The following is a 15239-nucleotide window of genomic DNA, read 5'->3' on the forward strand; positions in this document are numbered from 1 at the left end:
TGAAATCATTTGGATATCACCTACATACAGTTAATAAAACCATTATAGAGTAAAAAGGCAGTTGAAAGTTCGATATAATCGAACTTTCAACTGCCTAATTTAATAATGGACTTTTTCAGTGGCCTCGAAATTTCCCGGAGCGTTTTTTTGTATTTCAGATTCCAGAAAATTATTCATAATCTATACTTGCTAGTAACTTATAGCCTACTTTAGAGTTGAAAATTAGCATGTTTACTACGTCGATAATCCTGTTTTTAGATATATAAGTGAAAATTTACAATTTTGTAAAAATAAATTAACAGAGAGGTGCTATTTTGAACTTGAAAGATAAAATTAACGACAATATTAGGAGGGTTTCTATGAGCAGAGTTAGGAAATTGTTTGGTTATACTTGTCTTGTTATTGTATTATTGTTGACATTTGTAACAATTGATTCGTCAAAAGCTGCTACAACATCTTTAACTGTCTCACAGGCAATTCAGCTACAAAATAATTCGGTCAATATGGTTGAGGGCTATGTAGTTGGTAAACCAATTTCAACTTCAACTGTGATCACAAGTAATTATTCAGATGATTATGCTTTGGCAATTGCAGATGTTAGTACTGAAACAAATACGGAAAAAATGCTTTATATTCAGATACCATCACAATTCAGGCCACAATTTGGTTTGAAAAGTAATCCAGAGTTAATGGGGGGGAAAATTAAAGTTAGTGGAAATTTAACTGCTTATTTTTCGCATCCTGGTTTGAAAAATACTACTCAGATGCTTATGATTTCATCGAGTAGCAATCCAAATGAAGGTGAAAGTAATGGAACATATTATGATAATGCAATTGGAAAAACAGGAGAAAGCTTAAAAACTGCTTTACATACGATTATTGATGACCATACAGAGATTTCTTATGCAAATGTTTGGGGGGCTCTTAGAAAGACAGATGAGGATCCTACTAATCCTGACAACGTAATTTTACTATATACTGGACGGTCTCAAAGTAAATATGCCAATGGTTCAGGGGTTAACGATTGGAATAGGGAACATGTTTGGGCTAAATCACATGGAGATTTTGGGACATCAATGGGACCTGGTACTGACTTACATCATCTTAGACCAACAGATGTATCAGTAAACAGCTCACGTGGAAATAAAGATTTTGATAATGGTGGAACATTAAATGGAGAGGCACCTGATACGTACTCTGATAGCGACTCTTTTGAACCGCGCGACGAGATTAAAGGTGATGTTGCAAGAATGATATTTTACATGGATGTTCGGTATGAGGGGGATAGTGGGGAACTTGATTTAGAAGTAAATAATGTTGTAAGTAATGGCAGTGCTCCATATCATGGAAAGTTATCAACTCTTCTTCAATGGCACAAACAGGATCCTGTAGATGATTTTGAGAGACATAGAAATGAAATAATTTATCGTGATTATCAACATAATCGCAATCCATTTATTGATCATCCAGAGTGGGTTGAGGCGATTTGGAACTAATTTAGTTTAAGAGGAAAGTTGTAGAAATATGGCTTTCCTCTTGTGTTTGTTATGTGTGGAAACCATAAAAGGTTTTTTATTATTTGTTTACATAATAAAATTATATACTACTTAAAGTATCTAAACATTGTTCAGATTTGTTTAGAGGTGAATTCACGATGTCTGATACTGGGTAGACATCCATTAAATCGGCTTCATATGGTACTAGCGTTGATTTTAGTATTTCTGTGTCATTAAACTTCCTATCTAACCATTGATCGTATGTTTCAGGTGGTAAAATCACTGGCATTCTATCATGGACATCTTTTGTTAGTTCATTTGGTGTAGTCGTTATGGTCGTACAAATATAAAGTGGTTTTTCACCTTTTTTGATCGGATATTCATTTCCATATCTCAAATGATACAGGAAATCGCCTACAATGAGAATTTAAATGGATTTTATCGGGCTGATGTTCGGGTAATTGAAGTAGATAAATAGGATTACATCTAGCCTATAAAGAACTCAAAAAGGTAATAAGAATAAATAAAGCCCTGTCCTTTGGAAATTTCTGAACACGTTCTCTAGGTTGGAAATAAGGTTTTTAGAAGGGGATGAAGGAATCCTTTTCAGTATAAGTTTCGTCTTATCAATAACAGAGTGGTTGGACCTATCATATAGTAAAGCAAACAGATATGGAGGTGTTAAGTATGGGTGGCGAAGGTGGTTACAATTTCGGAGCAGGATTTGCTCTAATTGTTGTATTATTTATTCTTTTAATTATCATTGGTGCGTCTTACATTGGATATTAATCTGTAAATCAATGGAATAGAGAGACAGAGGGTCCTATGAACATAATCGTAGGGCCTTTGTTAATTATACAAATGTTAATTTCCAATGTAAGTTAGCAATTATAAGTAACTTCTATTCCGGGAAGGATGAGATTGTTCAGCGTTAGAGCATTATTCTTTTCATTTAAAGAAAAGTGTAGCAAGATAAAAGTGTAGCAAGATAAAAGGGTATAAAAAAGAGGAGTGTAGTTCATGAAAAATTTGCAGAGCACGACAACATTACATAATGGAGTTGAAATGCCTTGGTTTGGTTTAGGCGTATTTAAGGTAAAAGAAGGTACTGAGGTTGTTAATTCAGTAAAGGCTGCAATTGAAGCAGGCTATAAAAGCATTGATACTGCGGCGATCTACGGTAATGAAGAGGGAGTCGGTAAAGCGATTGCCGAGAGTAATGTACCACGAGAAGAATTATTTATTACGACAAAGGTTTGGAACTCAGCACAAGGGTATGATACAACTTTAGCAGCTTTTGAAGAAAGTATGAAAAAGCTTGGTTTAGAATATTTAGATTTATATCTCATTCATTGGCCTGTTCCACAACAAAATAAGTATAAAGAGACTTGGAAAGCACTTGAAAAGCTATATAAAGACGGTCGAGTACGAGCAATTGGTGTAAGTAACTTCAAAGAACATCACCTAAAAGATTTGTTGGATAATTGTGAAGTGAAACCGATGGTAAACCAAGTTGAGTATCATCCACGATTAACACAAACTGGAATTCATAAGTTATGTAAGCAAAATGGAATACAACTCGAAGCATGGTCCCCATTAATGCAAGGTGGCTTATTTGAAGAACCAACGCTAAAAGAAATAGCCCAAAAATACGGTAAGTCAATTGCGCAAGTCATTTTACGATGGGATTTACAAACCGAAGTTGTGACAATCCCAAAATCAATTACACCTCATCGCATTCAAGAAAATGCGGATATCTTTGATTTTGAATTAAGCGCAGACGATATGGAGAAGATTAGTTCTCTTAATCAAAATCAACGTGTCGGATCAGATCCTGATGAGATGAATAAATTTTAACAAATAAAAATCATTTAAGAAGCGGCTGAATTATCTTATATTCAGTCGCATTTTTTGTTTGAGTTAGAACAAAGAAATCCTAGAGCAAGACTTCTATCATTAGGGGTTTTACTACCCGTTAAGAATGGGATAAAAAATGAGACAGTTGAAGAAATTAAGGAAAAGAACTCTTGGATGGGGGCTATACGTTTCCAATGTTAAAACTCTTCATGTGTCTAATTATTTGCATGTTATCTTTCCCTTTAACTACTTCTAATAAGATAGTATTTGCACAGGGTAATAAATCAGAATTTGCTCGGCAAATAGATCAGATTCTTAATCAACATCCATTTGTGAAAGGTGCAATTGCTGGGGTAAGTGTCCGTTCTGCAACTACAGGTAAGCTTATCTATTCGCACCAGGGAGATACGCGATTAACCCCAGCCTCAAATATTAAGCTTTTAACTGCTGCATCAGCATTATCAACATTAGGTCAAGATTATACGTTTCACACGGAATTATTAACAGAAGGCGCAATTAAATGGAATGTATTAATGGGTGACATTTATCTTAAAGGTAAAGGAGACCCAACACTTCTTCCTGAAGATTTTAAACAGTTTGCTAAAGAGATTAAAAATAGAGGAATAAAAATAATTAATGGAGATTTAATTGGTGATGATTTTTGGTATGACGATGTTCGTTATTCCATTGATGAACCATGGAGTGATGAAACGGCTTATTATGGGACACAAATCTCTGCTTTAACTGCTTCACCAGATAAAGATTTTAATGCTGGGACAGTAATTGTTGAGGTATCGCCCGGGAAAGAAATGAATCAAAAAGCGACTGTAACGATTAAGCCTAAGACTAACTATGTTCGTATCAGGAATGAAACAACTACTGTAGCAGATAGTGAATTTAATAATGTCCTTATTTCTCGCGTTCATGGACAAAATGAAATTAGAATCACAGGGGCAATTCCCATTTCCACTCCTACAAAGAAAGAATGGATTGCTGTTTGGGAGCCAACAAAATACGCGTTGGACTTATTTAAGCAAGCTTTGAACGAAGAAAACATTAAGGTACTAGGAAACATAAAAGTAGATAAAACACCTAATAATGCAACACTTTTACTTACACATCATTCAATGCCTTTATCAAAATTGCTGATTCCTTTTATGAAATTAAGTAATAATGGTCATGGTGAACTTTTAATAAAAGAAATGGGGAAAGTTGTTAAAGGGGAGGGTAGCTGGGTGAAGGGATTGGAAGTGGAGGAAAATACGTTAACCACGTTAGGAGTTCAAGTGGAAGCTATAGATATAAGAGATGGGTCAGGAATTTCACATATTAATTTAGTTCCAGCGAATGAAATCACTCAATTACTTTATCAGTCGCAACAGATGAAATGGTTTTCTGTATTCTCATCATCTCTTCCAATAGCAGGATCAAACGAAAAAATGATCGGAGGGACATTACGTAACAGAATGAAAAACAGACTCTTTCAAGGCAATGTAAAGGCAAAAACCGGTACACTTACCAATGTTAGCGCACTTTCTGGTTTTGTTAAATCAAAAAATGATCAGACACTCATTTTTTCAATCATACTTAACCACCTAAACGATGAAGCGGAAGGAAAACAAATTGAAGAGGAAATCGTAAATGTACTTGCAACTTCTGAAATCTAATCAACTAAAGCAACTCATTTGATAAGACCATACAACGATGAAATAATTGGTAGAAAATCAAGGGAGGATCTGGGAGGAGATGAATCTTATGAAAGTATTTGTCATAGGAGCTAATGGACAGGTTGGGACACAACTAATTCAATTGTTAAATGAAAGCTAAAAAGACCACTATTGCACCTTCTTAGATGCAATAGTGGTCTTTTTGTCTATAGGATGGGGATTTTATCAACATTTTCATGATACATAAGTAAATAAATTAATTTACGCTTCAAATGAACAAGGAGACGAATTATTCAGTAATTAGATATATTTCGAATAAGGCTGATTTTCTTTTCATAAAAATGGGTAATATATAACTGTTTAAGATAGTGTCGGTGTGTAAATACATATCAATTCTAATTTTACAAGGGGGAAGAACGATGAAGCTAACTCCAGAACAACGAATTCAATTACATGGCTTTAATAATTTAACGAAATCTTTAAGTTTTAATATGTATGACATTTGTTATACGAAAACAAAAGAAGAACGTGAAGCTTATATTGAATATATCGATGAACAATACAATGCGGACCGTTTAACAAAAATTTTGGAATCTGTAACTGAAATAATCGGTGCGAATGTTTTAAATATAGCGAAACAAGATTATGTTCCACAAGGTGCTAGTGTGACAATCTTAGTTTCAGAAGGTCCGGTCGTGGAAGTACCGAACGTATCATATGAGGAATCACCGGGTCCGCTACCAGAAGCGATCGTCATGGGGTTAGATAAAAGCCATATTACTGTTCATACCTATCCTGAATACCACCCTAATGAGGGCATAAGTACATTTAGAGCAGATATCGACGTATCTACATGTGGTGAAATTTCACCATTGAAAGCATTAAATTACCTTATCCATACTTTTGATACTGATATTATGACAATGGATTATAAAGTGCGCGGGTTTACAAGAGATATTAAGGGGCATAAATTATTTATTGATCACGAAATTAGTTCGATTCAAAATTACATACCAGATGAAATGAAAAAACAGTTTGACATGATTGATGTCAACATTTATCAAGAAAACATTTTCCATACAAAGTGTAAGCTGAAAAAGTTCGATCTAAATAATTATTTATTTGGGTATACAAAAGATAAAATAAGTAAAGAAGAACAAGAAGAAATTACTGGAAACTTAACGAAAGAAATGGATGAAATATTTTATGGGAAAAATATTAGTTAATTAGAAAGCTTATATTTAAAAATGGAAGTGTTTGTACGATCTTAGCATCTTACTGTAGGTAGAGTCGGATCCTACTTTTGAATTGACAATTAGTGCTTTCATTCTATTTAATACTCGGGGAATCAATTCAAAAAGGGACAGACACACCAATTAGCTTGTAGTGTCTGTCCCTTCCGATTTGATTGAAATATTACTTAGAGAAAAATGCCACAAATTTTTGATCGCGGATTTCCTTTTCTTCAGCAGATGCCAAATCATACTTTTTCAATAAATGAAAAAGTTCATTTAGTTCCGCTTGACTTACAGCAGGCGTTAGGTAGTTTAAGCATTTTTCAGATATAGCGGGTAATAGAAATGGCGTTTGATCAGCAAGTTTTTTCTTTACATCCTCTAAAGAATGATCTAATTTACAAGTACTCATTCAAATCCTCCTAGCCACCAATATGGGACATTTCGATTTTAGTGCGATTAGTTATTGATTCGCTCCGTTCAACTGAATAGCGATCTTTTCGGTCGTGCCAAATGGATTGAAGTAGTTCTGTAAGTTCTTCATTTGATTGATTTGATCTTAAAGGAGTGCGTAAATCATGTCCTTTTGATGCAAATAAACACGTATACAAAGTACCACTTGCGGAAAGACGAGCACGGTTACATGTTGAGCAAAAGGCATCTGATACAGATGATATGACACCGATTTCTTCATCTGCTCCTACATAGCGATATCGTGTAGCTACTTCACCAGTGTAATTCGGCTCGATTGCTTCAATTGGCATTACTTGATGGATATCTTCAATTATCTGCTTTTTCGGATAGACATCTTGAAGATTCCATTTATTTGAATTACCAACATCCATAAATTCAATAAATCGTAAAATATGTCCTTTATCACGGAAATACTTTGCCATTGGAATAATTTCATGATCATTCATGCCACGCTTTACGACCATATTAATTTTGACGTTTAAGCCAGCTGCAGCTGCAGCATCTATTCCATCAAGTACAGTTTTCACTGAAACTCCTCGTCCATTTATTTTACCAAATTGCTCATCATTTAATGAATCGAGACTAATCGAGACTCGTTTTAATCCAGCCTCTTTTAATGCATGAGCATATTTAGGTAGAAAAACACCATTTGTAGTCATGGCAATATCTTCAACGCCTTTAATTTGACTTAATCGATTAATGAGAGTAGGTAAATCTTTTCTCATTAATGGTTCTCCACCTGTTATTCTTATTTTTTGGACACCAAGAGAATGGACGAAAACTTTTGCGAGGCGCTCGATCTCTTCATAAGATAAGAGTTCGCCTCTTTTTAAAAATGGATAATCCGGACCGAATATCTCTGCGGGCATGCAATACGTACAACGAAAATTACATTTATCTGTAACAGAAATTCGTAAATCTCGAAGGGGGCGATTAAAGTAATCATAAACAGTAGTAGTTGGTTGCATGATGAATCCCTCCCTCAGGTAGTCAATTTATGCACAATTCAATTAAGGATCATTTCCTTGAAGAAATCGCTAATAATTATAAGTTTATTATCATCTGAACGTTAAGGAAAAAATAAACCGATATTAATTCAATCATACTATTTTTCTAGATGAATGAAAAGGAAACGAAATTTACGAGATACGATGGACAAATCTTTGATGTTGAAAGTGTTAAGATTTGTGCAAAATATGACACAGTATCAATCATTCAAGACAATTCTTTCAGGGTGAGAATAGATATTAAAAGAATCACCGCGAATAAAGCCGACTGCGGTAATGTTTAAGTCTTCTGCAAGTTTAATTGCTAAATCTGTTGGTGCTGACTTTGATAGCACTATTCCTACGCCGATTTTAGCAGCTTTTACTAGCACTTCAGAGGAGATTCTGCCACTAAATACAATGATTTTTTCGCGAACGGGAATTTTGTGTAAAAGACTATATCCATATAATTTATCTAAAGCATTATGTCTACCTATGTCAGTCCGACTTACGATTATTTCATCTGGCGTACATAGTGCTGCATTATGTACGCCACCTGTCTCTTGGAAGACGACGCTGCTTGCTTGCATCCGATTCATTAAACAAATGCACTGGGAGGGAGTTATAGTTTGTATGGAAGTTGATGTTTTAGCTGTTCGTACATCATTGTGAAAATAAAACTGTCTACTTTTTCCACAGCATGAGCCAATAAATCTTTTCGTGTAATATTGTTGGCTTGTTGTAACCTCAGTATGTAGCATAACATGTGCAAAACCAGCATCTTCATCAATATTTAAGGATAATATATCTTGTTGAATGCGAATAACACCTTCAGAAGCTAAAAATCCAACTACCATTTCTTCAAAATGGGTGGGTGTACAAACCATTGTTGCGAATTCTTGACGATTAACAAAGATTGTTAATGGAAATTCTTTTACAATAGTATCCTCAATGTCTAGCAATTGACCATTTGAATATTTTCTAATTTTTTGTTTAACACTCGTGTTTGCGATCATTTGAATCACCCAATTTTTTATATAAAGTATAAACATATAAGAAATGATTAAACAAGTAATAAGCAACATATGAATTTTTATAATTGAGATAAGTCTGAAAAATGTAAAAACTATCTTGATGAACGATTGATGGCATGTTAGTATTACATTAAAAGATCATATTATTGTAGTAGGATGTTTTGAGTTAGCGATTCAGTCGTTATTTGAGATTATGACAAAATGAAAGCGATTAATTTTCTAAACGGAAGTAGTAAAGCTCATTTGAAACAATACCTAAACCGTCTGTAAAACGGATCATATTTTGGTGGTATTTAGATGCTAGCGGTCTGAATTAAGCTTTACAGGAAACACTTATTACTGAATCTAGTTTTTGATAAAAATTCGTTTCTGATCAAAAGCTTCAAGTGAAATTTTGATTAGAAACAGATCTGGTACAAGTAGTTACCATGTAGAAGATTAATCACCGGTATCCCAGCATGATCCTGCTGGGATACGGTGTTTTTTTGATTTTTACTAAGGTAAGTATCACATGAAATTAGTGAAAGAACAGAAAGTTAGTGTTTCTATAATAGTATTTTAATAGATAGTAGAAAAACATAGTAGGAGTGAGATCGTTTGGAAAAACAAAACATACAGGTCCGATGAAACTTAGTAAAAAACCAACACCTAAATTATGGGCCGGGCTTTCTCCAATGGGATTAGGAAAAGTAAAGCCACATTATATTCGCGATACTATGAAGGTGGCATGGGATAATCGCGATAATCTTCCATATGCTTATCGAATTCTCACACAAGGTGTTTGTGATGGATGTGCACTTGGTGTATCAGGTCTATATGACCAAACACTGACGGGACCACATTTATGTACGACAAGATTGAACGTCTTGCGTTTAAACACAGCACCAGCAATCAATCCTACGCTATTCGAAAATATTGAAGAATTACGAAAACTAGATAGTACTGAATTACGAAAGCTCGGTCGGATTCCATATCCGCTCTCACGTAAAAAAGGAGAAACAAAGTTTACGAGAATTTCATGGGATGAGGCGTTAGGTCGGATTGCGGATAAAATTAAAGTGATTGATCCGAAACAGCTTGCTTTTTATTTAACAGCAAGAGGAATTACAAATGAAGTTTATTATACAGCGGCTAAAATGGCACGCTTTTTAGGGACAAATAATATCGATAATGCATCACGTATCTGTCATTCACCGAGCAAAACAGCATTAAAACGTTCGCTAGGAATTGGCGCATCTAGTTGTAATTATAAAGATTGGATTGGAACAGATGTCCTTGTGTTTTGGGGATCAGTCGCTGCAAACAATCAGCCTATTTCAACGAAATACATGTATGCTGCGAAAAAGGCAGGTACGAAAATTATCATGATTAATCCATATCGTGAACCTGCTATGGAGAAGTATTAGATTCCATCCATACCCGAAAGCGCTTTATTTGGAACGAAAATTGTTGATGATGTATATCAGGTGAATATTGGTGGTGATATCGCCTTTATGAATGGTGTCATGAAGCACTGGTTTGAAATGGAAGAAAGAAATCCAGGCTCAGCAATCGATCATACATTTATTAATGAGCATACAAACGGGATTGAGCAATTAAAAGCACATTTGAAAACGCAGGATTGGGATCAACTTGAAAAGTCTTCAGGTTTATCAAAAGACAGGATGTTGGAATTTGCGCATCTGCTTGCGAAAGCTAAGTCAGGGATTTTTATCTGGAGTATGGGCTTAACGCAGCACCGTTTTGCAACAGATAATATTTCGCAAGTGGCAAACCTAGCTATGCTTAAAGGCTTCATTGGAAGAGAACATTGTGGCGTCATGCCAATACGTGGACATAGCGGTGTACAAGGATCTGGGGAAATGGGTGCTGATCCTTTTGTGTTACCTGGTGGCGATTTTGATGAAGAAAATGCAAAACGAATCGAACAAATTTGGGGTTTTGACATACCAAGATGGCAAGGAGATACAGTTGGGCAAACGATTGAGAATGCATTATTGCCAGATACCCATGAACGAAAATTGAAGCTCTTTTATACGAGCGGTGGAAATTTCTTAGAAACAATGCCTAACCCTGAATATATGAAGCAAGCATTAGAAAATGTTGAATTACGTGTTCATCAGGACATCATTTTAAATACATCGACACTTTTAGATGCGAAAGAAGAAGTGATTATTCTTCCTGCAATGACAAGGTATGAACAGCCAGGTGGGGGAACATCTACTAGTACGGAACGGATGGTATATTTTAGTCCTGAGATTGAAGGACCAAGAATTGAAGAAGCTCGTTCAGAATGGGAAATATATGTTGATTTAGCTAGTCGCGTTGCTCCAGATAGGAAACAACTTATTTCGTTTAAGAATGCGGCTGAAATTCGAGAGGAAATTGCAGTAGCCAATCGCAATTATGATGGAATTCAGCATTTAAAGGAAAAAGGCGATGTATTCCAATGGGGTGGAGCATGGCTATGTGAAAATGGTATATGCCCAACTCCAGATGGTAAAGGGAACCTCTTAGCAATTGATATTCCTGAAAATCGTCGTATTGAAGGTCAATTTTATGTAACGAGTAGACGTGGCAAACAATTTAATTCGATGATTTATAGTGAGAAGGACCCTTTTAATGGTGGCCATCGATATGACATTTTTATGAACGCAAACGATGCAGCAAAGCTAGATATTAAAGAAGGTGATCTCATTGTCACATATAATCAATTCGGGACTTATCAAGGAAACGCAAAGTTTGAGGATATTAGTTCAGGAAACGTAGCAGTATATTGGCCAGAGGGAAATGTCTTACTTCCGAAAGAGGTCTATGAAAAATATTCTCAAATTCCTGAATACAATACAGCGATTATTGTAGAAAAAGCAGAGCTATTTCATGCACAAAAAGATCAACGCTATGTTGAAAAAAGAATTGAAGAATTAGAAATGACGATTGAATAAAAAATGAAAGAGGCAGAATAATCAATTCTGTCTTCTTTGTGTTCTTCATTAATTTTTAGAATTAGATCTAGTGATTTTAGGAGAGAAGTGAATTTCTAATTATTTACAACTATCCAGAAATTTGCACTATCCTTAACAGAATCTCGTTTTCCAAATGTCATAAAGCAAAGTTTGGTTAAATATTTTTTATGAATCTGAAACTTTTTTCAATGTGAGTCGTATGAATGATATATTGGAATTTCCCATATTGATCTATTACTATTAGCAAATGTGAGAGGAGATAAATAGTGAGAAAATTTGGTTTTGTAATAATAATCACTGCAACAATGATGTTAAGTGCATGTGGTGTATTAGATGAAGTGAATAATTCGTTAGATTATGTAAACGAAGCGCAGAGTTATATCGATTCATTGAGTGAATTCGGAGCGGAAGCCCCGCAGCTTGTTCAGGATGCTGCACTAGATCCGGATGCAAGGGTAGAACTTGAAAATCAAATAAATACGCTAGTTGGAGAGATAGAGGAGTTTAATGCAATTGAGCCTCCTTCACTTGCAGAAGACATTCATCAAAATGTTGTTTCGAAAAACGAAGTACTACTCAATGAGGTCAATCAAGTGATGGATAACGGAGAATTGGTCCTTGAAAAATTCGAGAATTCCGAGATTATGAATACAGTAAATGATGTAACATTACTTTTAGACAAAGTCGAAAATTTAGAATTGTAATGCTCCACACTAAGTGGAGTTCTTTTTTGTTTAAGATTGAAACATTAAAATATGAGTCTAGACATTAAGTACGACATAATCCCCTAACTCTCTTTATCTTTTTTTTTGAGGGAAATTAGTATACTATATATGCATGTACTACTATGACTTAATCATAATTAATAATGTTAGGGTGATTGCATGAAATGTGTCGGTATCATCGGTGTCGGTGCTTATGTTCCTGAAAATATTGTAACAAACTTTGATTTAGCAAAAACTGTTGACACGAATGATGAATGGATTCGTTCAAGAACAGGTATAGAAGAACGTAGGATTGCTAGTGATGATATGGACACAACAGATATGGCCATTATTGCTGCTGAGAATGCTTTGGTGAATGCAGCATTAGATGCTTCAGACATAGATCTTATTTTAGTTGCGACTGCGACACCAGATTATGCATTTCCATCGGTAGCTTGTCTCGTACAAGAAGCTCTTGGGATGAAAAATATCCCAGCAATGGACATAAGTGTTGCTTGCTCAGGTTTTATCTATACATTAGTAACAGCGAAACAATTTATTGAGACCAATACGTACAAAAATGTTTTGGTTATTGGAAGTGAGAAATTTTCAAAAATTGTTGATTGGAATGATCGAAATACATGCATTTTATTTGGCGATGGTGCAGGTGCGGTCGTTGTAAGTGAGGTTTCTGACGGGAAAGGAATTCTATCATTTGAATTAGGTTCAGATGGAGCGGGTGCAAAACATTTAGCGGTATGTAAGGAAACAAATACTGTTACGATGAATGGTCGCGAGGTATATAAGTTTGCCGTTCGTCAAATGCCCGAATCAAGTTTAAATGTTATAAATAAAGCAGGTCTTGAAAAAGCAGAAGTTGATTTTCTTATTCCTCATCAAGCAAACATTCGAATTATCGATGCTGCTAGACAAAAACTTGGTCTAAAAAAAGAACAAGTATCAACAACAATAACGAAACATGGAAATACATCGGCTGCATCAATTCCATTGGCTCTGCATAGTGAAATTCAAAATGGACGAGTGAAAGATAATGATATCATTGTCATGGTTGGTTTTGGCGGTGGATTATCTTGGGGATCTGTAGTTTTGAGATGGGGTAAATAGAGATTCGGTAAGAGGAGAGACATAAATAATGAAAAAACGAGTTGTGATAACAGGTATTGGTGCAGTTACTCCAGTAGGAAATGATGCATTTACATCCTGGGAAAATATTAAAAATGGTGTGTCTGGTATTGCACCAATTACGCGAGTAGATGCAGAAAAATTTAATGTCAAAGTTGCGGGTGAAGTGAAAAACTTTGCACCAGAAGAATTTATCGATGCAAAAGAAGCAAGAAGGATGGCACGCTTTACCCATTTAGCGATTGCAGCTAGTAAGATGGCTATTAAAGATGGTGGTATCCAAATTGGTGAACATGTTAATCCTGAACGGGTTGGTGTATGGATTGGTTCTGGTATAGGTGGGCTAGATGCTTTTGAAGAACAGCATAAACGTTTTTTAGATAAGGGGCCAAGACGTGTAAGCCCTTTTATTATTCCGATGTTTATACCGGATATGGCATCAGGGCGTGTATCCATTGAACTCGGAGCTAAAGGAATGAACAACTGCTCTGTTACAGCATGTGCATCTGGAGCAAATTCAATTGGGGATGCATACCGAGTCATTCAAAATGGGCAAGCAGATATGATGATTACAGGTGGAGCTGAAGCGTCTATTACAGACATGACAGTTGCAGGTTTTTCAAATATGACAGCATTGTCTACTAATCCAGATCCACAAACAGCAAGTCGACCGTTCGATAAAAATCGTGATGGATTTGTCATTGCGGAAGGCTCAGGAATCGTTATTTTAGAAGAACTTGACCATGCATTAGCTCGCGGGGCGAAGATTTATGGTGAACTTGTAGGATATGGGGCAACTGGGGATGCGTATCACATAACAACTCCAGCTCCAGACGGAGAAGGTGCCCAGCGTGCAATGAAATTAGCATTAAGTGATGCCAATATTAGTCCTGAAGCTGTTGATTATGTCAATGCTCATGGAACGAGCACACATTATAATGATTTGTACGAAACAAAAGCAATAAAAGAAATCTTTGGCAGCCATGCGTATACGCTTTCTGTTAGTTCAACAAAATCGATGACTGGACATATGCTTGGTGCAACAGGCGCAGTTGAAGCCATTTTTTCTCTATTAGCTATTAAAGATGGAATCATACCTCCAACAATCAATTACGAAACATCTGATGAAGAGTTAGATTTAGATTATGTGCCTAATGTTGCCAAAAAATCTGATGTAAATGTCGTTTTATCAAACTCGCTAGGATTTGGTGGCCACAATGCAACATTAATTTTTAAGAAATACTAAATGATTCGTGAAAAAATGGAAACAAAAAATGATCTGTTAAAGCAGATCATTTCACAGGCTGTTGAGAAAGTTTTTTCTCAACAGCCTTTTTTGAGTTTAAGTGAGTTTTTGCCTGTCAAAACTGCTAAAAAGGAAAAATAAGGAGAGATGCAGTATGATGGGAACCTTAAAGAATCATCGTGATCAAGAAGTTACCGTATCCGTTGAATCATTAGTTCCAGTGGATCATTTTTTACGTGCCGTAGAAGCCACGATAGATTTTTCATTTATTGAAGAAAAGTTACAGCCTTATTATTGTGAAGAGAATGGAAGACCCTCTATTCATCCCATTACTCTTTTTAAAATGATGTTTGTGGGCTATTTTTATGGGATTCGCTCTGAACGTCAATTAGAGAAAGAGATCGAAACGAACATTGCTTATCGATGGTTTT

Annotated in this window: 14 protein-coding genes and 1 pseudogene; 11 read left to right on the forward strand and 4 right to left on the reverse strand. The window is 35.5% G+C overall.

The features are described from left to right. Nucleotides 1-359 precede the first annotated feature (359 nt). Entirely contained in the window at nt 360-1496 is a 1137-nt protein-coding gene (locus tag K9V48_RS24115; protein ID WP_224141656.1) for an endonuclease, read from the forward strand. 100 nt (nt 1497-1596) lie between these two features. On the opposite strand, the gene K9V48_RS24120 is transcribed toward K9V48_RS24115, so the two are convergent. Further along, on the reverse strand, nt 1597-1893 hold the full coding sequence (locus K9V48_RS24120; protein ID WP_224141657.1) for an SOS response-associated peptidase family protein: 297 nt from the start codon (nt 1891-1893) through the stop codon (nt 1597-1599). A gap of 290 nt (nt 1894-2183) precedes the next feature. Between K9V48_RS24120 and K9V48_RS24125 the strand changes: the two genes are divergently transcribed. From K9V48_RS24125 to speD, 4 genes are all read left to right on the forward strand, one after another. Then, on the forward strand, nt 2184-2285 hold the full coding sequence (locus K9V48_RS24125) for a YjcZ family sporulation protein (protein ID WP_224141658.1): 102 nt from the start codon (nt 2184-2186) through the stop codon (nt 2283-2285). A gap of 231 nt (nt 2286-2516) precedes the next feature. Then, nucleotides 2517-3353 (forward strand): aldo/keto reductase, encoded by an 837-nt coding sequence (locus K9V48_RS24130; RefSeq protein ID WP_224141659.1) that lies wholly within the window; start codon nt 2517-2519, stop codon nt 3351-3353. 194 nt (nt 3354-3547) lie between these two features. Continuing rightward, complete coding sequence (dacB, locus tag K9V48_RS24135; RefSeq protein ID WP_224141660.1) at nt 3548-5020, forward strand: D-alanyl-D-alanine carboxypeptidase/D-alanyl-D-alanine endopeptidase; 1473 nt, start codon at nt 3548-3550, stop codon at nt 5018-5020. A 419-nt stretch (nt 5021-5439) separates the two neighbouring features. Next, a complete protein-coding gene (gene speD / locus K9V48_RS24140) occupies nt 5440-6246 on the forward strand; it encodes an adenosylmethionine decarboxylase (protein ID WP_224141661.1) in 807 nt (268 codons plus the stop codon). 190 nt (nt 6247-6436) lie between these two features. On the opposite strand, the gene K9V48_RS24145 is transcribed toward speD, so the two are convergent. From K9V48_RS24145 to fdhD, 3 genes are all read right to left on the reverse strand, one after another. Beyond that, nucleotides 6437-6667: a group-specific protein gene (locus K9V48_RS24145; protein ID WP_224141662.1), complete on the reverse strand. Its 231-nt coding sequence runs from the start codon at nt 6665-6667 to the stop codon at nt 6437-6439. Nucleotides 6668-6677: 10 nt separating this feature from the next. Then, on the reverse strand, nt 6678-7697 hold the full coding sequence (gene moaA, locus K9V48_RS24150) for a GTP 3',8-cyclase MoaA (protein WP_224141663.1): 1020 nt from the start codon (nt 7695-7697) through the stop codon (nt 6678-6680). Nucleotides 7698-7936: 239 nt separating this feature from the next. Continuing rightward, nucleotides 7937-8731, reverse strand: a complete 795-nt coding sequence (gene fdhD, locus K9V48_RS24155; protein WP_224141664.1) for a formate dehydrogenase accessory sulfurtransferase FdhD — start codon at nt 8729-8731, stop codon at nt 7937-7939. A 641-nt stretch (nt 8732-9372) separates the two neighbouring features. On the opposite strand from fdhD, the pseudogene K9V48_RS24160 reads away from it, so the two are divergent. The 6 genes and pseudogenes from K9V48_RS24160 to K9V48_RS24185 all read left to right on the forward strand — a co-directional run. Then, nucleotides 9373-11694 (forward strand): annotated as a pseudogene (locus K9V48_RS24160) (FdhF/YdeP family oxidoreductase). 287 nt (nt 11695-11981) lie between these two features. Then, nucleotides 11982-12419: a DUF6376 family protein gene (locus tag K9V48_RS24165; protein ID WP_224141665.1), complete on the forward strand. Its 438-nt coding sequence runs from the start codon at nt 11982-11984 to the stop codon at nt 12417-12419. Between the two features lie 180 nt (nt 12420-12599). Continuing rightward, a complete protein-coding gene (locus K9V48_RS24170; protein ID WP_224141666.1) occupies nt 12600-13544 on the forward strand; it encodes a beta-ketoacyl-ACP synthase III in 945 nt (314 codons plus the stop codon). A gap of 25 nt (nt 13545-13569) precedes the next feature. After that, the gene (gene fabF, locus K9V48_RS24175) at nt 13570-14808 is read left to right on the forward strand and encodes a beta-ketoacyl-ACP synthase II (protein ID WP_224141669.1); all 1239 of its coding nucleotides are present in this window, start codon (nt 13570-13572) and stop codon (nt 14806-14808) included. Next, entirely contained in the window at nt 14809-14949 is a 141-nt protein-coding gene (locus K9V48_RS24180; RefSeq protein WP_224141667.1) for a hypothetical protein, read from the forward strand. Nucleotides 14950-14962: 13 nt separating this feature from the next. Next, a partial coding sequence (locus K9V48_RS24185) for a transposase (protein ID WP_224141668.1) occupies nt 14963-15239 on the forward strand: 277 nt, incomplete at its 3' end.

The sequence above is a fragment of the Metabacillus rhizolycopersici genome, from assembly GCF_020075705.1.